The sequence below is a fragment of the Streptomyces sp. LE64 genome, from assembly GCF_052606915.1.
The window spans coordinates 3239223-3260167 of sequence record NZ_CP199708.1 but is presented as its reverse complement, the minus strand read 5'-3'; the positions used below and the strand labels follow the sequence as shown (position 1 = coordinate 3260167).

13 protein-coding genes and 2 tRNA genes are annotated in these 20945 nt (G+C 74.7%); 10 read left to right on the top strand and 5 right to left on the bottom strand.

All coding sequences use genetic code 11. From position 1 onward, the window contains the following. Window positions 1-26 precede the first annotated feature (26 nt). Window positions 27-923 (bottom strand): DUF2797 domain-containing protein, encoded by an 897-nt coding sequence (locus tag ACSMX9_RS14780; RefSeq protein ID WP_445402765.1) that lies wholly within the window; start codon window positions 921-923, stop codon window positions 27-29. Between the two features lie 125 nt (window positions 924-1048). On the opposite strand from ACSMX9_RS14780, the gene ACSMX9_RS14775 reads away from it, so the two are divergent. Then, window positions 1049-1348: a hypothetical protein gene (locus ACSMX9_RS14775; protein ID WP_445402764.1), complete on the top strand. Its 300-nt coding sequence runs from the start codon at window positions 1049-1051 to the stop codon at window positions 1346-1348. A gap of 48 nt (window positions 1349-1396) precedes the next feature. Here ACSMX9_RS14775 and ACSMX9_RS14770 read toward each other — a convergent pair whose 3' ends face one another. Together ACSMX9_RS14770 and ACSMX9_RS14765 are read right to left on the bottom strand one after the other, a co-directional pair. Further along, complete coding sequence (locus tag ACSMX9_RS14770; protein WP_445402763.1) at window positions 1397-2986, bottom strand: MFS transporter; 1590 nt, start codon at window positions 2984-2986, stop codon at window positions 1397-1399. 61 nt (window positions 2987-3047) lie between these two features. Continuing rightward, window positions 3048-3731, bottom strand: coding sequence for a LuxR C-terminal-related transcriptional regulator (locus ACSMX9_RS14765; RefSeq protein ID WP_445402762.1), 684 nt, complete (start codon window positions 3729-3731; stop codon window positions 3048-3050). A 759-nt stretch (window positions 3732-4490) separates the two neighbouring features. Between ACSMX9_RS14765 and ACSMX9_RS14760 the strand changes: the two genes are divergently transcribed. The 7 genes from ACSMX9_RS14760 to ACSMX9_RS14730 all read left to right on the top strand — a co-directional run bounded on the left by ACSMX9_RS14760 (window position 4491) and on the right by ACSMX9_RS14730 (window position 15281). Continuing rightward, complete coding sequence (locus tag ACSMX9_RS14760; protein WP_445402761.1) at window positions 4491-4868, top strand: chorismate mutase; 378 nt, start codon at window positions 4491-4493, stop codon at window positions 4866-4868. Further along, the gene (pabB, locus tag ACSMX9_RS14755) at window positions 4846-6903 is read left to right on the top strand and encodes an aminodeoxychorismate synthase component I (protein WP_445402760.1); all 2058 of its coding nucleotides are present in this window, start codon (window positions 4846-4848) and stop codon (window positions 6901-6903) included. The genes ACSMX9_RS14760 and pabB overlap by 23 nt, the downstream gene beginning before the upstream one ends. After that, on the top strand, window positions 6900-7829 hold the full coding sequence (locus tag ACSMX9_RS14750; RefSeq protein ID WP_445402759.1) for a prephenate dehydrogenase/arogenate dehydrogenase family protein: 930 nt from the start codon (window positions 6900-6902) through the stop codon (window positions 7827-7829). The genes pabB and ACSMX9_RS14750 overlap by 4 nt, the downstream gene beginning before the upstream one ends. 40 nt (window positions 7830-7869) lie before the next feature. Continuing rightward, a complete protein-coding gene (locus ACSMX9_RS14745; RefSeq protein WP_445402758.1) occupies window positions 7870-9096 on the top strand; it encodes an aminotransferase class I/II-fold pyridoxal phosphate-dependent enzyme in 1227 nt (408 codons plus the stop codon). Window positions 9097-9160: 64 nt separating this feature from the next. Next, a complete protein-coding gene (locus ACSMX9_RS14740) occupies window positions 9161-11494 on the top strand; it encodes a HemK family protein methyltransferase (protein WP_445402757.1) in 2334 nt (777 codons plus the stop codon). 46 nt (window positions 11495-11540) lie between these two features. After that, window positions 11541-14630 carry an amidohydrolase family protein gene (locus ACSMX9_RS14735; RefSeq protein ID WP_445402756.1) on the top strand — a complete coding sequence of 1030 codons (3090 nt, stop codon included), beginning with the start codon at window positions 11541-11543 and terminating at the stop codon, window positions 14628-14630. 87 nt (window positions 14631-14717) lie between these two features. Then, window positions 14718-15281 carry a GNAT family N-acetyltransferase gene (locus tag ACSMX9_RS14730; protein WP_445402755.1) on the top strand — a complete coding sequence of 188 codons (564 nt, stop codon included), beginning with the start codon at window positions 14718-14720 and terminating at the stop codon, window positions 15279-15281. Window positions 15282-15455: 174 nt separating this feature from the next. Here ACSMX9_RS14730 and ACSMX9_RS14725 read toward each other — a convergent pair. Both ACSMX9_RS14725 and ACSMX9_RS14720 read right to left on the bottom strand, forming a co-directional pair. After that, window positions 15456-15528: transfer RNA gene (locus ACSMX9_RS14725), tRNA-Arg, on the bottom strand. 312 nt (window positions 15529-15840) lie between these two features. Further along, a tRNA-Ser gene (locus ACSMX9_RS14720) sits at window positions 15841-15931 on the bottom strand. Between the two features lie 286 nt (window positions 15932-16217). Between ACSMX9_RS14720 and ACSMX9_RS14715 the strand changes: the two genes are divergently transcribed. Both ACSMX9_RS14715 and ACSMX9_RS14710 read left to right on the top strand, forming a co-directional pair. Then, a complete protein-coding gene (locus tag ACSMX9_RS14715) occupies window positions 16218-16706 on the top strand; it encodes an SSI family serine proteinase inhibitor (protein WP_445402754.1) in 489 nt (162 codons plus the stop codon). Window positions 16707-16950: 244 nt separating this feature from the next. Beyond that, window positions 16951-20925: a PAS domain-containing protein gene (locus tag ACSMX9_RS14710; protein WP_445402753.1), complete on the top strand. Its 3975-nt coding sequence runs from the start codon at window positions 16951-16953 to the stop codon at window positions 20923-20925. Window positions 20926-20945: the final 20 nt, after the last annotated feature.

Here is a 20945-nt window from a genome sequence, read left to right as displayed (position 1 = left end):
CCCGGGCCGCGGCACCGCGGGCGACTTCAGAACAATCCGCCCTGCACCGCGGACACGTCCCGCACCGGCACCGTCACCTCCCCGTCGTCGGCCCCGCCGTCCGCCCGCACCAGCTCCCATCCCGCCATCAACCGGCCGTCCAGCACCACCACCGCTCCCCGACCGTCCGCCAGGTGCAGATCGGGGCCGGCGGCGGCCACCACCGTCCCCCTCACCACCCCGCCCGCCCGCAGTCCGGTCACCACCGCGGCGGCCGGGGCCAGCCCCACCAGCCCGAACGCCCCGCCGTGGTCCACCACCACGCACTCCGGGGTGCGCCGGAGCGACTCCGGCCAGCCCGGCAAGCCCACCGCGGCCCGGTACGCCTCGCGCACCTGGGCCGCCCGCGCCTCCACCCCCGGCAACTCGGCCCGCACCGCCCGCTTGCGGTCGTACGGCACCCGGTCCGGCACCCCCAACGCGGTCCGCACCGCCTCCTCGGCCCGCCGCGCGGCCATCAGCGGCCCGGACCCGAGCCAGGCGAAGGCCACGGCGCCCTGCTCCAACAGCCGCGCCGCGCCCCGGTCGACCCGGGTGATCCCCACCTTCACCATCCCGGCCCCGAACCAGGCCAGGTACACCCGGTACGGACGGGGATCGTCCGACAGGGTGTCGGCGGCCACCGAACGCGCCCGGTCCAGCCGGGCGCACTCCTCGCACTGCGCCCGCGTGACCCGCGCCGCCACCTCGGCCCCCGTCGCACACCCCGTCAGGCGCCCGCCCCGCGCCACCCCGACGCACCTGCGCACGCCCACCGCCCGGAACCCCAGGCGCTCCCCGAGGAGGAGCGGCCGTTCCCGCGACTCGCCCCGGTCCCCCCGCCATCCGAGCACCGGCACCCCCGCCGCCGCGTCCCAGCGCACCCCGACCGACCACCACGTCATCCTCCCGACGCTACCGCCGGCCACTGACGTTCCGCCGGGCGGCCGGGGGCGTCAGTGCCGGGTGGCATGCTGGCGCCCGAACGTCCACCGGGTCGACACGGGCGACCAGTGAGGAGAGCAGAGCGTTGGATGCCGAGTACTACCGGGCCGACAGCCAGGACGGCGACCGCATCGACGACCCCTCCGAGGACGCGCTGTTCATGATGCTCGGCGACCTCGACGACGCGGAGAACACCTTCCTCCGCGTCCGCCCGGCCCGGGGCGACGGCTGGTCGGTCCGGGTGCGGGTGCTGGCCCCGGGAACGTACGAGGTCGACCGCCGGGACACCGTCCGCGCCGAGCACTCCGTCACCACCTCGACGAGCATCCACGGGATCGCCCACGACCTGACCGTCTGGCTGGCCGGACGCGACCGTCCGGCCTGAGCCTCGGGCGGCACCGACCGCACCGCCCGTCCCGCACCCCGGGCCGGCTCACCGGCCGGACGGTTCCTCCGCCGGCGAGGGGGCCGGGGTCACCGGGTCCGGGGCATCGGCGGACGGCTCCGGTCGCCCGGCGCGCAGGGCCAGCACCGTGGCCAGGGCCGCGGCCAGCAGCAGGACCGCGGCCGTGGTGCTGGTGGTGCGGACCGCGTCGACGAAGGCCGTGCCGGCCGCGTCCAGGAGGGCGGAGGCGGCTCCGTCCGGGAGGGCCGAGGCGGCGTCCACGGCGCCGCCGAGGGTGTCGCGGGCGGTGGACAGGGCGTCCCCGGGGACCCCGGGGACGTCGTCGGCGAGGCCTGCGCGGTAGGAGGCGGTCAGCACGCTGCCGAGGACGGCGATGCCGAGCGCGGCCCCGAGTTCGTAGCCGGTCTCGGAGACCGCGGAGGCGGCGCCGGCCCGGTCCTCGGGGGCGGCGGACAGGACGGCGTCGTTGCTGAGCGTCTGGATCAGGCCCATGCCGAAACAGACCAGGGCGAAGCCGGAGGCGGCGAGGACGACCCCGGATTCCACGGGCAGCAGGGCCAACAGGACGAAGCCGCCGGCCATCAGCAGCAGCCCCGTGCCGAGCACCGTCGTCAGCCCGGAGCGGGCGGCGGCGCGGACGGCGACGAAGGAGGCGGCGACGGTGAGCAGCATGCCCGGCAGCAGCACCAGTCCGGCCCGGATCGGCGGGACGTCGAGCACGATCTGGAGGTACTGGGTCAGGAAGAACAGGGCCGCGACCATCACGAAGAGGGTGATCAGGTTGAGCGCCACGCCCACGCTGAAGGTCGGATGGCGGAAGAGGGCCATGTCGAGCATGGGGTCCTCGCGCGAGGTCTGCCGCCGGACGAAGAGGACCCCGCAGACGACGCCGACGGCGATCAGGGCCAACGGCAGCGGGCCGGGGCCGTGTTCGGCGATCTTCTTGATCCCGTAGACCGCGGGGAGCATCGCTGCGGCCGAGAGCAGCACGCTGACGGGGTCGAGCCTCCCCGGCACCAGCGCCTTCGACTCCGGGACCAGCAGCGGGGCCAGCACCAGGATCAGCACGATGACCGGGACGTTGACGAGGAAGAGGGAACCCCACCAGAAGAATTCGAGCAGGACGCCGCCGAGGACCGGCCCGAGGGCGGAACCGGCGGCCAGGGCCGAGGACCAGACCGCGACGGCGAACGCGCGCTGGGTGGCGTCGGGGAACATCGAGCGGATCAGGGAGAGGGTGGACGGCATCAGGGTGCCGCCCGCGAGGCCGAGCAGGGCCCGCGCCGCGATCATGACCTCGGCGGAGGGGGCGAAGGCGGCGAGGACGGAGGCGATGCCGAATCCGGCGGCGCCGAGCACCAGCAGCCGCCGCCGGCCGATGCGGTCGCCGAGGGCGCCCAGGGTGACCAGCAGCGCGGCCAGCACGAACGAGTAGACGTCGACGATCCACAGCAGTTGCCCGGCGCCGGGGTCCAGGTCCTCGCTCAACCGGGGGACGGCGAACCCGAGGATCGTCATGTCGATGGAGATCAGGAGCACCGGCAGGGTGAGCACGGCGAGGCCGGCCCACTCGCGGGGACCTGCCGGGGGCACCCGTACGTCGTTGGGGGGACTCATCTCTTCCCGTTCTCGTGTGGTCGTGTCGCCCGCCGCCCGGCGCCCCGCCGGGCCCCGGCCCTCAGGAGGCGAGCGAGGTGCCCGCGCGCGAGGCGATCAGGGCCAGCTGCACCCGGTCGCGGGCACCGAGCTTGGCCATCAGCCGGCTGACGTACTTCTTCGCGGTGAGCGGGCTCAGACTGAGCCACTCGGCGATCTCCCCGTTGGTGTAGCCGCGGCCGATCAACGCGGTGACCTCGCGTTCGCGGGCGCTGAGCCGGGCCGTCAGGGCGGGGCCCTGGCACGCGGGGGCGGGCGGGCGGGGCCCGGCGGCGGAGACGTACTCGGTGATCAGCCGCCGGGCGTGGCGGGGGTCGAGCCAGGAGTCGCCGTCGGCCAGGGCGCGGATGGCGGCGCGCACGGCCCTCGGTTCGCTCTCCACGGCGAGGAAGCCGCTGGCGCCCGCGGAGAGCGCGGGCAGGAAGAACTCGTCCTCGTCCTCCGCGTAGTTGCTGTAGGCGAGCACCCGGGTGCGGTGGGGTCCGGGTCGGTCGGCGATCCGGGAGATGGCCTCCAGGCCGCCCATGTCGGAGAGCCGGACCTCCAGCAGGGCGATGTCGGGGCTGACGGCGGCGACCAGGGCGACCGCCCCGGCCCCGTTCGCCGCGTCCCCCACGACCACGATGTCCGGGTCCGACGCCAGCAGCAGCGACAAGGCGGCACGCGCGGCGGCACGCGGCTCGGCGATCACGACTCGGATGGACACGCCGCTTTTCCTCCCCCACCAGGACCGTCCGTTCAGGCGGTTGCCTAGCGGATAGTAAAGAGCCCATCACAAACGACTCAACCACGCGTCAAAAAACGACCTGACCACACCGGTTGACGCATGGGTATCAGCCAGATTTGCGGGTCCTTCGGACACCGGTCACCGATTGGACCCGCGCCGCCCATCAGAAACCCACATACGGCTCCGAGCCCGCCCCGGCTCCCCGCCCGGCCCGGTTCCGGCACCGCGACCGTTCGGCTCCCGCCCTCCCGCGCCGTCCGTCCGCCCGGCCCCGATGTCCTCCGGGGTGACCCCCGGGACGCCTCCTGGGGAGGACGGTGCGGGTGACCCGAGCGGGCAACCGCCCGGGAAGTGTCTCCCGTGGTCCCTGGTGGGGCGGGTGCCCGGCTGCCTACCGTGCAGTGCCACGACGAACGGCGCCCCCGTGCCGCGTACGTCATCCGTCGTAGCCGCACGCATCGACCGACCCGCTCCGTGCCTCCCCCTCCCCCCTTCCCTTCCCGCCCCGGTTCCCGGCGGTCCGCCGCCGCCCCGGCGCGCCCGCACGCCGTCTCGCTCCACCCACGGCCGCCCCGACCGCGTCCGTGCGCCCCCCGGAACGGAACCCCGAGCCGAGCCCGACCGCCGACCCCCTCCCCCAGCCCTCGGTGGCGAACCCCGCCCGCCCGTGCCCCCGGTCGGACCGGGACCCGCGCGGTGCCGCCCCGGGCGCCGTACCCGCACCCCTAGGAGACCCCCATGACCAGTGGTGACCCCGAGGACGCGCACCAGCAGGTGCTGCGCGAACTGCGCGCGGACCTGGACGCCGTCGACCGGATCCTCCTCAACGCCCTGCTGATGCGGCACCACTGCACCCGCCGCATCGGCGAGATGAAGAAGGGCAACGACATCCCCGTCATGCAGCCGGCCAGGGTGCGGACGGTGCTGGAGAGGGCCACGGAGTTCGCCCTGGAGCACGGCCTGAACCCGCGGGCCCTCCAGGACGTGTACACCACCCTCATCTCCGACGCCTGCCGGGAGGAAGAGGGCCGCTCGGCGCCGCTCGACTCGGCACGGGACCGGATCGCCGTACTGGTCGGAGGTGTGGAGCGCGGTGCGCACGCTTCTGATCGATAACTACGACTCCTTCACCTACAACCTGAACGACCTGATGCACCGCGTGTTCGGGATCGCACCGAAGGTGGTCACCCACGACACGCCGTGGTCGGAGATCGACCTCGACTCCTACGAGGCGGTCGTGCTCTCGCCCGGTCCGGGCCGCCCCCAACGGAACGCGGACCTCGGGGCGTCGGCGCACGCCCTGGAACAGACCGGGGTGCCCGTCCTCGGGATCTGCCTGGGCCACCAGGCCATCTCGCACTTCGCGGGGGCCACCGTCGCGCACGCCCCCGAACCCGTCCACGGCCGCACCGCCGAGGTCTTCCACGCCGCCGAGGGCCTCTTCGCCCGGATACCCTCCCCCTTCACCGTGGTCCGCTACCACTCCCTCGCCGTCACCGAACTGCCCGCGCACCTGGAGGCGACCGCGTGGACCGCCGACGGCGTGGTGATGGCGGTCCGCCACCGCGACGCCCCCCAGTGGGGGGTGCAGTTCCATCCGGAGTCGGTCCTCACCGAGTACGGAGGCGAACTGCTGCACAACTTCCGTGCCCTGGCCACCGCCGCCAACGGCGACCGGGACCGGTCCGCCGCCCGGCGCACCCCGCGCACCGGACGCCGCGTCGAGGTCCGCGAGCTGCCCCACCACCCCGACGCCGCCGCCCTCTTCACCGGGCTGTACGGGGACTCCGCACACGCCTTCTGGCTCGACAGCTCCCGCGACGACCTGCCGGAGAGCCGCTTCACGATCATGGGAGACGCCTCGGGCCCGCTCGCCGAGCACGCCTCCTACTGCGTGCAGGACCGCACCTGGACCGTCACCGACCGGGCCGGGACCCACCGCGTCGAGCAGGGTTTCTTCGAGCGCCTCGGGGAGGAACTGGCGAAGCGGCGGGCCCCGCACCCCGCGGGGCTCCCGTGCGACTTCAACCTCGGCTACGTCGGCGCCCTCGGCTACGAGCTGAAGGCGGAGACCGGGGGCCGGGCCCGACACGTCTCCCCCCGGCCCGACGGGCAGTTGGTCTTCGCCGACCGGGCGGTCGTCATCGACCACCACCAACGGCGCACCCACCTCCTCGCGCTGACCGACCCCGCGGCCGCCGAATCCCCGCGGGAGACGGCCGCCTGGTTCGCCCGGACCGCCGAGGCGGTCGCCCGGTGCGCGGAGCCGGGGGCGGGCGCCGCGGCGCCCGCCCCCGCGGACCCGGACGGCGGGCGCACCTTCCGCTTCGACCAGCCCCGGAGCGCCTACCTCGGCTCGATCAAGTCCTGCCTGGACGCCATCACCGAGGGCGAGAGCTACGAGATCTGCCTGACCAACACCGCCGAATCCGCGCCCGTGGACGCCCCGCTGCCCACCTACCTGCGGATGCGGGCCACCAGCCCGGTGCCCTTCGGGGCGTACCTGCGCTTCGGGGCGGACACCCTGCTCAGCGCATCGCCGGAACGGTTCCTCCAGGTGCGCCGCGACGGACGCGTCCAGGCCAAGCCCATCAAGGGCACCCGGCCGCGCGGCGGGAACCCGGCCGAGGACGAGGAGATCCGCCGCGAGCTCGCGGCCAACCCCAAGGACCGCGCCGAGAACCTGATGATCGTGGACCTGCTGCGCAACGACCTCAACCGGGTCTGCACCGTCGGCTCGGTGCACGTGCCCAAGCTGTTCGACGTCGAGACCTACTCCCACGTCCACCAGCTCGTCAGCACCGTCGAGGGCCGCGTCGCCCACCACCGTTCCGCCGTCGAGTGCGTGCGCGCGGCCTTCCCCGGCGGCTCCATGACCGGCGCGCCCAAGGTCCGCACCATGGAGATCATCGACCAGCTCGAACGCCGGGCCCGCGGCTACTACTCGGGCGCCGTCGGCTGGTTCTCCCTCAGCGGTGCAGCCGACCTCAGCATCGTCATCCGCACCCTGGTCAACGGCCCCGACGCCGCCACCTTCGGCGTCGGCGGGGCGATCGTCTCCCTCTCCGACCCGGCGGAGGAGTACGAGGAGACCCTGGTGAAGTCCCGGGTGATGCTCGCCGCCACGGACGCCACGGTGGAGGACGAATGAGCGCCCCCGCCCCGAGGACCGGGCCCGAGCGCATTCGGCGGGCCGTGGTCGTCGGCCACGGCAACGTGGGCCGGCTCCTCACCGGTCTGCTGGCCTCCGCCGGCTGGCGCACCGTCGCCGCCGACCCCGCGGCCCGACCCACCGGGACCACGCCGCTGATCAGGGACGACATCGCCACGCCCGGCGCCGAACTGCGGGCCGAACTCGCCGCCGCCGACGCCGTGTTCGTCGCCGTGCCCGAACAGGCCGCGGTCGCGGCGGTGCCCGTGCTCGCCGGAACGACCGCCCCGACCGCGACCGTGGTGGAGACCCTCTCCCACAAGCACCGCTTCCTGGAGCTGGCCGAGGACGGACTCGCGCCCCGTCCCGTCCTCAGCCTCAACCCGCTCTTCCACCCCTCCCTCGGCTGGGCGGGCAACGCCGTCACCGCCTCCCTGACCCGCGGCGACGACTGCTGCGAACGGCTGCTGGAGCTCCTCGCCGGCACCGGGGTCCGGGTGGAGCGGCTCAGCCACCGCGACCACGACCGGTACGTCACCACCGTGCAGGCGGCCACCCACGCCGCCCTGCTCTCCTTCACCGCCGCACTCGCCCGGCTCGGGCTCGACCCGGCCCTGGTCGCGGCCTGCGCGCCGCCGCCGACCCGGGCGCTGCTGGCCCTCACCGCCCGGGTGCTCTCCGCCGACGTCGAGACCTACTGGGACATCCAGGCGGCCGGCGAGGACGCCGGCGCGGCCCGCGCGGCCCTCGGCGAGGCCCTCGCCGCGCTCGGGGCCCGGGCCCGCGCGGACGGCGGGGAGGAGGAGTTCCGCACCCACTTCACCGACCTCGCCGACTGGTACGGCGAGGGCCTCGACGGCGCCGCCGCCGACGCGGCCCGGCTGCTGGGCGCCCTGATCGCCCCGGCACCCCCCGGCTCGCCGTGAACCCGGAGAACCCCCCGCACCCCCACCCCAGGAGGGCGTCATGAACGACCCGACACCGAACCGCATCGCCCGCAGGTCCGCGGCCACCACCGACATGTACGACCGGGCGGTCCGCGCCGGACTCACCGGCCACACCATCTCCGCCCGCTCCGGCAAGTCGGTGCGGCTGGCCGACGGCGAGGAGTACGTGGAGTTCGTCTCCTGCTCCTACTTGGGGCTGGAGGACCATCCCCGGCTCGTCCAGTCGGTGCGCACCGCGCTGGACCTGTACGGCACCCACTTCTCCTCCTCCCGCAACAGCGTGGAGCCCGCCGAGGCACGCCAGTTGGAGGAGTTGCTCGGGGAGGTCTACCCGGGCATGTCGGCGCTGGTGTTCAACTCGGTCTCCAGCGTCCACCTCGGGGTGCTGCCCCTGTTGGGAGCGGGCGTGCTGCCCGGCTACCCGATCGCCGCCCAGGGGCCGCTCTTCGTGATCGAGCGGACCGCGCACGCCTCCATGCAGGCCCTGCGCGGAGTCCTCGAACAGGTCGGACCGGCGGCCCGGTTCCGCATCGAGGACCCGCAGTCGCTGACCGACGCCCTGGACCTGGCGCGGTCGCAGGGCCGCACCCCGATCGTCCTGGTCGACGGCATCGGCTCGATGGGCGGGCTGATCGACGTGAAGTCGCTGAGCGACGCGGCGGCCGGGCTCGGCGGCTACGTCTACGTCGACGACGCCCACGGCATCTCGATCAGCGGCCCGCGCGGCGCCGGCTACGCCTTCGAGGCGCTCGGCTGCGAGGTCCCGCCCTCGGTGCTGCTGGTCGGCTCGCTGTCCAAGGCGTTCGGCGGCTCGGGCGGCTTCCTGCTGACGCACCGGGCGGAGGACGTGACCGTGCTGCGCCGCGAGGCCAACCCCATGGTCTTCGGCCACTCGAACATGATCACCCACGTCCTCGTCAACACCGAGTCGGCACGGATGCACCTCGACGGGACCGTCGCCGAACTCCAGCGGAAGCTGTGGGAGAACGCGGACCTCTTCGACAAGGCCAACAGCGCCGGCACGCTCGTCAACGCCGGAACCCGCTCGCCGATCCGCGGCCTCGCCATGGAGACCGAGGAGGCCGCCTTCGCGAGCGCGGTGAAGCTGCGGGAGGCGGGCGTCCTCTGCTTCCCCGTCTTCTACCCCGTCGTCGCGCGGGGCACCGGCCTGCTGCGGTTCGCCCTCTCCGCCCACCACACCCCCGAACAGATCCAGTCCGTCGCGGACTGCCTCGCCTCCGTCTGACGCCCGGCCACCACTCCCAGGCGCCCCGGACCCCGGGGCGCCCCAGGCAAAGGAAGACCCTTCGATGAACGACAGCACCCCCCGCTCCACGGGCTTCGACGCGCTCGTCGTCGGCAACGGCTCGCTGGGCTCCTCCCTGGCGGTCGAACTCGCCGGGCGCGGAGCCCGGGTCGCGCTGATCGGCCGGCGCACCCGACCCTTCGCCGCCTCCTCGGCGGCCGGGGCCATGCTCGGCTGCTTCGGCGAGGTCACCAGCGCCCTGCTGGAAAACGCCTACGGACAGGTCAAGTTCGCCCTGGACCTGAAGGCGAAGGACGTCTGGGACGACTGGCTGGAGACCATCGCCGACGGCACCGCCGACCCCCGCGACATCCTCACCGCCAAGGGCACCACCGTCATCCTCAACACCGTCGGCACCGGTGCCATCGACAGCGACAACTACGAGGCGATCCGCGCCACGCTGGAGAAGCACGGGGAACCGTACGAGACGGTCGACCCCGAGGACGTCGGCTGGCTGGACCCGGACCCCAACTCCCGCCCCCTGAAGGCCCTGCACATACCCGGCGAGCACGCCGTGGACTCCGGGCGGCTGCTGCGCCGGCTGGAACGGACCGCGGAGCGGCGCGGGGTGACCCTGGTCGACGCGCAGGCCGTTTCCGTGCTCCACGAGGGCGGCACGGTCCGCGGCGTCGTCCTCGACAACGGCGAGCGGCTCACCGCGGACAAGGTCGTCCTCGCCAGCGGCGTCGGCTCCCAGCAACTCGTGGACTCCGTCGACGGACTCGGCGACTGCATCCCCCGCCTGGTCGCCGGCTACGGCGTCTCCGCGACGGTCTCCACCCATGACGGCACCGCCCCCGAGTCCGTGATCCGCACCCCCAACCGGGCCTTCGCCTGCGGCCTGCACGTCGTTCCGCGCGGCATGGCCCGGGTGTACGTCGGCGCCACCAACATCATCAACCCGCGACCGCTGGCCGACCCGGTCATGCGCGACCTGCTCTTCCTGCTGGAGTGCTCGCACCGGCAGGTCCGCCGCGACCTCTGGTCGAGCAGCGTCGCCGGCATCCACGTCGGCAACCGGCCCGTCTCCCTCGACGGCTTCCCGCTGCTCGGCGAGACCCCGCTCTCGGGCCTGTGGATGATGACCGGCACCTACCGCGACGGGCTGTTCCTCTCCCCCCTGCTGGCGCAGGAGTTCGCCCGCCGGCTGTACGGGGACGCCCCCGAGCTGGACCTCGACCCCTTCACGCCCGAGCGCCGCCCCCTGGAGGGCGTCTCCCGCCGGTCCGCGATCGACACCACCGTCGAGCACATGCTCGCCACCGGCTACGAGCACCACTGGCACGTCCCCACCGACTGGCAGGAGTACCTCGGCGCGGACCTGGAGCCGATCTACTCCCGTTGGGCGGACACCATCGACCCCGGGTTCACCCCGCCCCCCGAGCTGATCGCCTCCTCCCGGCTCCACCCCAGGATGGTCGAGTGGATGCGGACCTACTACGCGAACTGCCGCGCCAGGTTCGGCGAGCCCGAACGGGACGCGACGAACACCGTCGGCGCGCAGACCGCGTGGGGCCTGCGGGTCCTCACCGCCGCCCGGGTGTGGGCCCCGCAACAGGACGCGCTGGCACTCGCCGCCCACGTCCTCGGCGAAGGGGCCGTCCCCGCGGAGACGACGGAGCTGACCGCCGAACAGGTGGACGCCTACCGGACGTTGGTCTCCCGGCGCGCCGACCGCACCCCGCTGGAGTACCTCACCGGCCGGGCCCGGTTGTTCGACCTCGACCTACGCGTCACCGAGGACGTGTTCATCCCCCGGGTGCACTCCGAGGCGATGGTGCTCGACGCCCTCGAACGGGTCGGGACCGACGCCCCGCGCTGCGTCGACCTGTGCACCGGCTCCGGCGCCATCGCGCTGGCGCTCGGCGCGCACCGCCCCGACGCGACCGTCACCGGCGTCGACGTCTCCGCCGCCGCGGTCGCGTGCGCGAGCGGCAACGCGGCCTCGCTCGCCGAACGGGTCCCTGCCGCCGTGGACTTCGTCCGGGGCGACGCGAACGACCCGGCCCTCCTCGCCGAACTCGACGGCACCGTCGACCTGGTCACCGCCAACCCGCCGTACGTCCCCGACCGCCTGGTGATCCCCGCGGAGTGGTCGGTCCACCAGCCCGCCGAGGCGGTCTACTCGGGCTGGGACGGGCTGGCCGTGCTGCGCTCGGTGGTCACCACCGCCGCACGGCTGCTCAAGCCAGGCGGCACCCTGGCGCTGGAGCACTACGACGCGGTCGTGGACCAGGTGTCCGACATCGTCGCCGCCGCCGGGTTCGAGACCGTCACCAGCCACACCGACCACGACGGCTTCCCCCGCTACGTGATCGCCCGACGCGCCGGGCGATGAAGCGACCCCGCCCCGCACCGTCCGTGAACCGTCTGGAGCTCCGCGCATGACCCTGAGCAGGCGCACGATGCTGAAGGGCGGCGCCGTGCTGGGAGGTGCGCCCGCCGTCGAACTCGGCGTGCGCACCTCCCCGGCGCGGGCCGCCGCGCCCGGCATCGCCGTCGACCGGGCCACCAACACGGCCCTGAGCTGCGACCCCGTCTCCGGGACCCTGGTCCACGACGCGGTCAACGCCCTGTGGGCGATGCCGCTGACCGGCGGCACGGCCCGGCGGCTCACCGAGGACGCCGAGGACGCGACCTGGCCGTCTTTCTTCCCCGGCGGCACCGAGGTCGCCTTCCAGTCCTTCCGCGAGGGCGTCTACGACCTGTGCGCGGTCGACCTCACGACCCGCGCCGTGCGCCGACTCACCTCGGGGCCGCAGTACGACGTGGAGCCCGCCGTCTCCCCGGACGGCGGCAGGATCGCCTACGTCTCCGACGCCGGCGACACCAGCGCCGTGTGGCTGCTCGACCCGGCCACCGGACGCACCCGCGCGGTCGTCGGCACGGACGACGACCGCGCGTACCGTTCGCCGACCTGGCACCCGGACGGCGAACGGATCGCCTACGTCGTCGGGGAGACCGTCCTCGAAACCCTCCACCTGCCCAGCGGGCGGCGCACCACGGTGCGCACCGCGCCCGCCGGGCAGGTGCTGCGCGGCGCCGGCTACGGGCCCGGCGGCGTCCTCGCGCACATCGCCGTCGACGGGCCGCGCGCCCGGCTGTACGTCGACGGCCGGCCGCTGACCGACGAGGCGGAGGAACCCGGGCCCTTCCCGCCGGCGTGGGCGTCGGCGACCGAGCTGCTGTACGGCGGCGCGGACGGAACGATCCGCCGGCGCGCCACCGCGCCCGGCTCCCGGGCCGGCGAGGTCCCGTTCGCCGCGGTGCTGGCCCCCGCCGGGGCGGCCCCGGTGCCGTCCCGGCCGGTGACCGCCCCGGAACGGGCCCCGGTGCGGGGCCTCGCGGGGCCGGTGCTGTCGCCGGACGCCTCCACGGTGTGCTTCCGGGCCCTGGGCGCGCTGTGGCTGCACGTCCTCGGCGGGGCCACCACGAAGATCGTCGACGGCGGGGACCCGAGCGATCCGCACTGGTTCCCCGACGGGCGCTCCCTGGTCTACTCCAGCGACCGCGACGGCTCCCCCCAGCTGTGGCGGCACACCGTGGGAGGCGGCCCCGACCAGCGGCTCACGGACCTCGCGGACGGCGCGCTGCTGCCGAGCGTCTCTCCCGCGGGCGACCGGATCGCCTTCCAGGACGGCAACGGCGCGCTGCGGCTGTACGACACGGCCGCCCGCAGCAGCCGCGAACTGCTTCCCGCGGCGGACCACCCCGGCAAGGCGTCCTGGTCACCGGACGGGACCCGGCTGTCGATGGCGGTGCTGGTCACCGCGTCCGAACGGGAGACCGCGGGCTTCAACCGCGTCCTCACCCTCGACGTCGCCACCGGGGCGAGCACCGTCCGGCCGATCGCCCCGCACCGCTCGATCGCCACCCGGGGCCACGACGGGCCGGTCTGGGCACCCGACGGGAAGTCCCTGGTCGTGGTCGCGGAGAGCCTGGTGCACCGGGTGCCCGTCGCCCCCGACGGCACCGTCACCGGACCTCCCGTGCCGCTGTCCGACCGGGTCGCCGACGCCGTCTCCGTCTCCGCCACCGGGCACGTGCTGTTCCTGTCCCTGGGCGAACTCGTCCTGCTGTCCCCCGGACGCCGCCGGCGCACCGCCCGCCACACCACCCCCTTGGTGTGCGTGCAGCGCCCCGCGGCCCCCCGCACCGTGATCCGTGCGGGGGCGCTCTGGGACGGACGGGCCGACGGCTACCGCAGGGACGTCGACATCACCGTCGAGAACGGCGGCGTGGTCTCCGTGGAACCGGTACGGGCCGGTGCGCCCCGGCCCGACGTCGACGCCGGCACCGCGACGGTGATCCCGGGCCTGATCGACGTCCACAACCACTGGCACCTGCGCGGACGCCAATGGGGCAGCCGGCAGGGGCCGCTGTGGCTGGCGTACGGGGTCACCACCAGCCGCTCCACCGGCGACCCGGCCTACCGGATGGCCGAGACCCGGGAGGCGATCCACTCGGGCGCCGTCCCCGGCCCCAGGTTCCTCGGCTCGGGCGAGCCCCTCGACGGTGCGCGGGTCCGCTTCCCGTTCATGCGGACGGTCACCTCCGAGGCCCAGCTCGACCGCGAACTCCAACGGGTCACCGCACTCGGCTACCACGTGCTGAAGTCGTATCAGCGCCTTCCGGTCCGGCTGGAGCGACGGCTGGTCGCCCGACTGCGACACGCGGGCGTCCCGGCGGTCTCCCACTACCTCTACCCGGCCGCCGCCACCGGCTTCAACGGCATGGAGCACACCGGCGGGGAGAACCGGCTCGGCTACTCCCGCACCCTGAGCTACGCCGGGGGGCGCACCGCCGAGGACACCGTGCGCCTGCTGAGCGGCTCGGGGATGTACGTCTCCACCACCCTGCTCTTCGCGCACGAACTCTTCCTGGAAGGACGCGACCTGATCGAGGACCGGCGCACCAGGACGCTGTTCCCCGCCGCCGAGTACGCCGCCCTGCTGGCCCGCGCCGAGCACGCCGCCACCCCGGCCGCCGAACTGGACCGGGCGTGGACCGCCGGCGACGTCGACCTGCTGCTGCGGGTGCACCGGGCCGGCGGCACCGTCGTCGCCGGCACCGACGCCCCGCTGGACTTCCCCGGCATCGGCATCCACCAGAACCTGCGCGCCCTGGTCAGGCACGGCTTCTCCCCGGTGGACGCGCTGCGCACGGCCACCGTCAACGCGGCGGTGGCGCTCGGCGCGCAGGGCGTCCTCGGCGTGGTCGCCCCCGGGGCACGGGCCGACCTCCTCGTGGTCGACGGCGACCCGCTGCGGGACGTACGGGCGGCGGCCCGGGTCCGCGAGGTCTTCACGGACGGCCACCGGCACCCCGTCGAGGAGCTCCTGACCCCCTTCGACCGTCCGCCGACCGGACCCGCCCGCCCCGGCCGACCGGCGGCGGAACACCCGCCCCGGCCTCCCGTCCCCGCCGCCCCCGGCTGCTGCCGGCCCCGGCCGACCGCCCCAACACTGGCGTGAAAACGCCTGGTGGGGAGCGCGCGTGGCCCAGGCTGTACCGAGCAACCCGATCATTCGACCGTCATTCGATTCCTCAAGGACTACTCCATGTTCGAACTCGTTGAGCCCATCAAGACCGAGCGTCTGGTCCTCCGCCCGTTCGCCGCGCGCGACGAGGAGGACATGCTGGAGTTCGAGTCGCGGGAGGACGTGGCCCGCTACCTCTTCAACGAGCCCCGCACCCGCGAGGACAACGCCAGGGAACTGGCCGTCCGACTCGGTCAGACCGCCCTCCGCAAGGAGAAGGACACCCTGATGACGGCCGTCGAACTCGACGGCAAGGTCATCGGCTACGTCCTGCTGGTGTGGCTGAGCGAGGAACACCGCCAGGGCGAGTTCGGCTACGTCCTCCACCCGGGCTTCCACGGCAAGGGCTACGCCACGGAGGCGGCGGCGGAGATGCTGCGCATCGGCTTCGAGAAGCTCTCCCTGCACCGGATCATCGGCCGCTGCGACCCGCGCAACGGCGGCTCCGCCAAGGTGATGGAGCGCCTCGGCCTGCGCAAGGAGGCCCACTTCGTGGAGTCCGAGATCTTCAAGGGCGAGTGGGGCGGCGAGCTGCACTACGCCATGCTGGCCGCCGAGTGGCGCGCGAAGCACGAGACCGCCTGACCGCAACCCCGCCCCCACTACCCGCCGCCCCGCCCCGGCGGCACCCAAGGCCCCGTGGCTCACCCCACGGGGCCTCCGACGTCCCGAACGACGCCCGCCCGGCCCCGCCGACCCCACCGTCCACGCGAAGGCCAGAGGCCCTGTGGACTGATCCACAGGGCCTCTGGTCTGCTGTGCACTCGGCAGGATTCGAACCTGCAACCTTCTGATCCGTAGTCAGATGCTCTATCCGTTAAGCTACGAGTGCTTGTGTTCTGTTGTTCTCTGTGCTCCCCCGCTCCGACTTTCTTGCCGGTCGGCGTTGCGGGAACAACATTACATGAACGGCGCCGTGAGGCGAAATCCGTTCTTCACACCACCTCTGACCTGCACTTTCACCGCGACACGCCCAGGTCGACCGTTGTCCGCCGGGGCCACCGACGCACCGGATCGCCCCTCGAACCCTCGCCCCCGTACCGACCGTGCGGTCGGCGGAAGGCAGACCGGGGGAGCCGGGGAGCCCGGGCCGGGGAACGCCCGAAGCCCCGGCCGTGGGGCCGGGGCTTCGGGTTCACGAGTGCGGAGGCGGAGGGATTTGAACCCTCGATGGGCTTTAAGGCCCAAACCGCATTAGCAGTGCGGCGCCATAGACCGGACTAGGCGACGCCTCCAGCACAACCGCCCGCGCGAGCGCGAAGGGTGCGTGCAGATGATGACACAGCCCAGCGGGCCGTCACCAATCGCCCCCTACGGTACTAGGCGCGCCGGCCGCAGGGCAAAGCCCGTGCCGCCACCGGTACGAGATCACCGGGCTCCGGGCCGTCGCGGGCCCCGCCCGGGGCCGGGCCGGCACCGTGGCGCAACCCGTTCCGGTCCCGCGCGTTAGACCCGGCGGGCGTCCCGGCCGGCCGGTGGCGCTCGCCTGCCGTACCGTTTCCGCACCACCGAAGGACGCCCATGCCGCAGCGCATCCTCCGCACCGCCGCAGCCGCCCTCGCCGCCTTCTCCGGGCTGGCCGCGGCCCCCGGCACCGCCCAGGCACTGGACCGGGTGCCCCTGCTCCCGCTCCTCGGCGACGGCCTGCTGGCCCGGCCGGCGGCTCCGCTCGCCGGGACGCCCGACCGGCTGACCATCGAGGTGAGGGGCACCGGGCGGGCCGTCGACGGCGCGTACCGTCTGGAGTGCGGGCCCACCGGGGGCACCCATCCGCAGGCGGCACGGGCATGCGAACGACTCGCCGAACTCTCCACCTTCGGGGGCGATCCCTTCGCCCCCGTTCCCGGAGGGACCGTCTGCACGTTCCAGCACGGCGGGAACGCCACCGCCCGGGTCACCGGACGCTGGTACGGAAGGCCCGTGGACGCCCGCTTCTCGCGGACCGACGGCTGCGAGATCGCCCGCTGGAACGACCTGGTCCCCGTCCTGCCGAGCGCCGGTGGAGCCTGAGCCCCGCACGACCGGGCCGGAATCCGCCCGGTGGCCCGGAACACCGGTGCCGGGCCACCGTCCGATCGCCCCCGCCGCACCCGGAGAACGACCGCACGCCGCACACCCCGCGCCCGCCGACTCCCCCGCATCCGCCGTCGCGAGCGCAACCCAGGGCCGTAGACTCCCGCGTGACACGTTGCGGACCGCGCGGCAAGATGGCCTTCGTGGTCGGCAGGATGCCGTAACAGGGAGGAAGCGTCTCGTGAGCAGCAGGCCATCCCGAGGCGCTGCTCGCCTCGCAGCCATACTGGACGCGCTCCCGGACGCGTTGGTCCTGGTCAACGCCAACGGGACGGTGGTCAACGCCAACACCATCGCGTTGGAGGCGTTCGAGGCGCCCGGTACCGCGCTGGTGGGGCGGGGATTGTTGGATCTGCTGCCCGAGTTCGACTCGCGGCTGATCCCCGGCTCCATGCGCCGGCCCGAGTCCACCGACCCCCGGGGCCGCACCAAGCCGAAGCGGATGACGGCGCGCCGCACGGACGGCGGCGTGTTCCCGGTCGAGGTCACATCCGCGAATCTTGAGAACGGCCAACAGGCGTACGACGGTCACGGGTACACCGGTGACGAACTGCTGATGCTGGTGGTCCGGGACCTGTCCGGGACCGTGGACACCGAAGCGGAACTGGCACGTTCGCAACGGCAGACCGAGATGATCCTGCGGGCCGCCTCCGAGGGCGTCGTCGGCACCGATCTCGACGGCCGGATCGTGCTCGTCAACCCGGCCGCCGCGCAGATCCTGGGCTACCGGGCGAACGAGCTGGGCGGCAAGGAACTGCACACCCTCGTCCTGCACTCGCGGGACGACGGCGAGCCGTTCCCGTACGAGGGCTCGCCGCTGGCCGACACGCTGAAGTCCGGCCGCAAGCACCGGGTGCGCGGACAGGTGCTGTGGTCGAAGAAGGACGAGAAGGTGCCCGTCGACCTGACCACCGCTCCGGTACGGGACGGTGACCAGTTGGTCGGCGCGGTGATGACCTTCACCGACCGCAGGCCGTACGACGCGCTGGCCGCGGAGAAGGAGGAGCTGGAGCGCGAGCACGCCGCGGAGCTGATCCGGCTGCGGGCGGACCACGCCGCGGAACTCGCCGAGCACGCCGAGCGGCGCACCGAGGAGATCGCCGCCGAGAAGGAGCGGTACGCGGCCCTGGCCGAGCGGGAGAAGGACCGGTTCGAGGCACAGGGCGCCCGCTACGAGCAGGTGCTCGCGGTCCTGGACGGCTCGCTGCGCGGCCCGCTGGACGAGCTGCGCCACGAGTTGACCGGGCTCGCCGCCGACGACGCCGGGCAGCTGTGGCCCGAGGCCAACCAGATCCTGCACCACCTCGCCGCCGGCTACTCCCGGATCACCACCCTGGTCGACAACGTCCTGGGCTACCAGCGGCTGGACTCCGGCACCGAGAAGCTGACGCGCCGCCCCGCCCCGCTGGACGCGGTCGTCGAGGCCGGGGTCGAGGGCGCCGTGGAGCTGATCGGACCGGGGCGGGCGCAGTTCGCCGTGCACGCGCCGAAGATCGAGGCCGAGGTGGACGCCGCGCAGCTGGCGACGGCCTTGGCCCATCTGATCGCGGACGTCGCGGGCGTGGACTCGACCGGGAACGCCCCGGTGGCGGCCGAGGGCTACATGGACTCCACGGTCGTCGTCGCGGCGGCACAGCGCGGCGAGGTCGTCCGGATCGAGGTCCGCGGCCCCTACGAGGGCGGCGACCCCGTGCACCAGCCGATCGTCCGGGGCATCGTGCGGGCGCACGGAGGCGTGCTCCAGACGCACGAGGTGCCCGGCATCAGCGGCAGCGCCTACGTGCTGGAGGTGCCGATCGGCGAGGGCGCCGGTACGGTCCCCGTCCGGCGACCCGCGGAGGACGACGGGGCGAGCCCCGAGGAGTCGGGAACGCTCGGCGGTCCCCGCGGGGGACGGCGACGGGCCCGCCGGGGGTCCACGGACGCCTTCCTGGAAGGCGCCCACCCCACCAGCTCGACCGACGGCGCCGGGGTTCCGGAACCCACCGGGGGCCCGGACGGGACGGACGGCGAGGTCGAGGCGCCCACCGGGCGCCGACGCGGTCGCCGGGCGGAGGAGACCCCGACGCCGGACGTGCCCGGACCCCGGGCTGCCGAGGCGGAGCCTGCGGGCCGCCCGCACGCCCTGCCGCCCGCGGGCGGCAGGCCCGGCCCGGCCGGCCTCGGACAGGTGCCGCCCGCCGGCGCGGGTGCCCTGGCGCCCCGTTCCGCCGCGGCGGAGCCCGGCACCGGAATGCCGGCACTGCCGCCGGCGGGCCCCCGGCCCGTGGACCCGTCGGGGCTACCGCCCCGTCCGGCGGTGCCCGGTGCCCTGCCCCAGGCGGCCCCGGACCCCGCCCCTCCGGCCGCCGGTCGGCGCGCCCGCCGGGCGCTGGCCCCGGCGTCCGAGCGCGCCCCCGCCGCTGAAGCGGCGGAGACCCGTACCGCCTTCGCGCTGCCCCCGGCCGACGCGGACCGACCGGACGGCGCCCCCCGTCGGCCCGTCGCGGAATCCGAGACGCCCGCGGGGCACGGCGCCCTCGCGGCCCAGGCCGGTGCGCCACGCCAGCCCGGAAGCGCTCCGCACGACCCCGTCGACGACCACACCCCGCCGCGGCCCCACCCCACCGAGCAACCCACCGGTCGCCGCCGTGCCGTGGGCACCGTCGGCGCGGCCGGACCCGTTCCCACCGAACCGCCTGGTGCACCCGTCCCACCGCCCGGGGTGCCTCCGCGCCCGGTGACGCCGCCCTCGGCCGCGCCCGGGGTGCCGGTGCCGCCCCAGGGGCCTCCGGCGCACGGCCTGCCCGCCCAGGAGGCGTCGGCCGACGGTCGTGCCGGTCTCGGGCAGCCCGTACCTGCGGCCGGGCTGCCCGGGCAGATGCCGCCCGGTGCGGCCGTTCCGGCCCAGGCACCGGCCGCGCCGCAGCGCCAGCCGTTGCCGCCCGCGCAGCCGGCTCGCACCGCACCGACGGACCGGCCCGCCCCCACCGACCACGCCCCGACACCGGCGGGCACCGGCTCCGCCTGGGGTGTGCCCCCCGCGCAGCCGACCGACACGGCCCCCGAGGGCGCCGAGCAGGACCCGCACGGGGTCCCGGCCCGGGCTTTCAGCGTCCGCACCCTCGGCCAGGGCGTCCCGGTGGCCCGGTCGGGCGCGGACCCCGTGCCCGTACCGCCGGCGGCGCCCGGTTCGCCGGGCGGCTCGGGACGGCGTCGGAAGCTCGGCACCCGCCCGGACGCCTTCCCCGAGCAGTCCGGCCAGGTCGAGGCGGCCCGACCGCAGGCGGGCGGGGGCCAGGCCCGGCTGGCGAACTCCACGACCGGGCCCGGACGCTCGTACGCCATAGGGGCACCCGCCCAGGACGCCGACGAGGGGCCCGAGCCCCTGGACGGCCCGGGCGGGGCGGTGGAGGTCGCCGACCCGCCGCAGACCCGCCCGATGGACGACGAGCTGCCGCCCGAGCCGCTGGACAACCCCCGCCGGTTGTTGGTGTGGCCGGCTCCGGACATGAGCACCCAGCAGGCGCTCAGCGACCGTGGCTACCGTCCGGTGATCGTGCACTCCCGCGAGGAGGTGGACGCGCAGATCGCCGCCTTCCCGGCAGCGCTCTTCGTCGATCCGCTGACCGGGCCGATCACCCGGACCGCCCTCCAGTCCCTGCGGCAGGCCGCGGTGGCGGCCGAGGTGCCGGTGCTGGTGACGGCAGGGCTGGGGCAGGCCACGCGGGAGGCCGCGTACGGGGCGGATCCCGCCGTCCTGCTGAAGGCCCTGGCCCCCCGGGACAGCGAGCAGCATCCCTCCCGGGTGCTGTTGGTGGAGGAGCACCAGGAGATCGCGCTGGCGCTCACGGCCACTCTGGAGCGTCGGGGCATGCAGGTGGCCCGGGCGGCATCCGACACCGAGGCGGTCTCCCTGGCCGCGCAGATGCGGCCGAACCTCGTGGTGATGGACCTGATGCAGGTGCGTCGCCGACGTGCGGGGATCGTCGACTGGCTGCGCGCGAACGGCCAGTTGAACCGCACCCCGTTGGTCGTCTACACCGCCGCCGTGGACCACACGGAGCTGCCCAGGCTCTCGACCGGGGAGACGGTGTTGTTCCTCGCCGAGCGGTCGACCAGTGCCGAGGTCCAGGGCCGGATCGTCGATCTCCTGGCCCGGATCGGGACCAACTGAGCGCCTCGTCCCGCGTGGGG

Bases quoted from the DNA above. Each gene is read 5' to 3' on its own strand.
- ACSMX9_RS14715 (WP_445402754.1), top strand. From the start codon at position 16,218: ATGCCGCAGCGCATCCTCCGCACCGCCGCAGCCGCCCTCGCCGCCTTC.
- ACSMX9_RS14735 (WP_445402756.1), top strand. From the start codon at position 11,541: ATGACCCTGAGCAGGCGCACGATGCTGAAGGGCGGCGCCGTGCTGGGA.
- ACSMX9_RS14745 (WP_445402758.1), top strand. From the start codon at position 7,870: ATGAACGACCCGACACCGAACCGCATCGCCCGCAGGTCCGCGGCCACC.
- ACSMX9_RS14740 (WP_445402757.1), top strand. From the start codon at position 9,161: ATGAACGACAGCACCCCCCGCTCCACGGGCTTCGACGCGCTCGTCGTC.
- ACSMX9_RS14760 (WP_445402761.1), top strand. From the start codon at position 4,491: ATGACCAGTGGTGACCCCGAGGACGCGCACCAGCAGGTGCTGCGCGAA.
- ACSMX9_RS14730 (WP_445402755.1), top strand. From the start codon at position 14,718: ATGTTCGAACTCGTTGAGCCCATCAAGACCGAGCGTCTGGTCCTCCGC.
- ACSMX9_RS14770 (WP_445402763.1), bottom strand. From the start codon at position 2,986: ATGAGTCCCCCCAACGACGTACGGGTGCCCCCGGCAGGTCCCCGCGAG.
- ACSMX9_RS14750 (WP_445402759.1), top strand. From the start codon at position 6,900: ATGAGCGCCCCCGCCCCGAGGACCGGGCCCGAGCGCATTCGGCGGGCC.
- ACSMX9_RS14780 (WP_445402765.1), bottom strand. From the start codon at position 923: ATGACGTGGTGGTCGGTCGGGGTGCGCTGGGACGCGGCGGCGGGGGTG.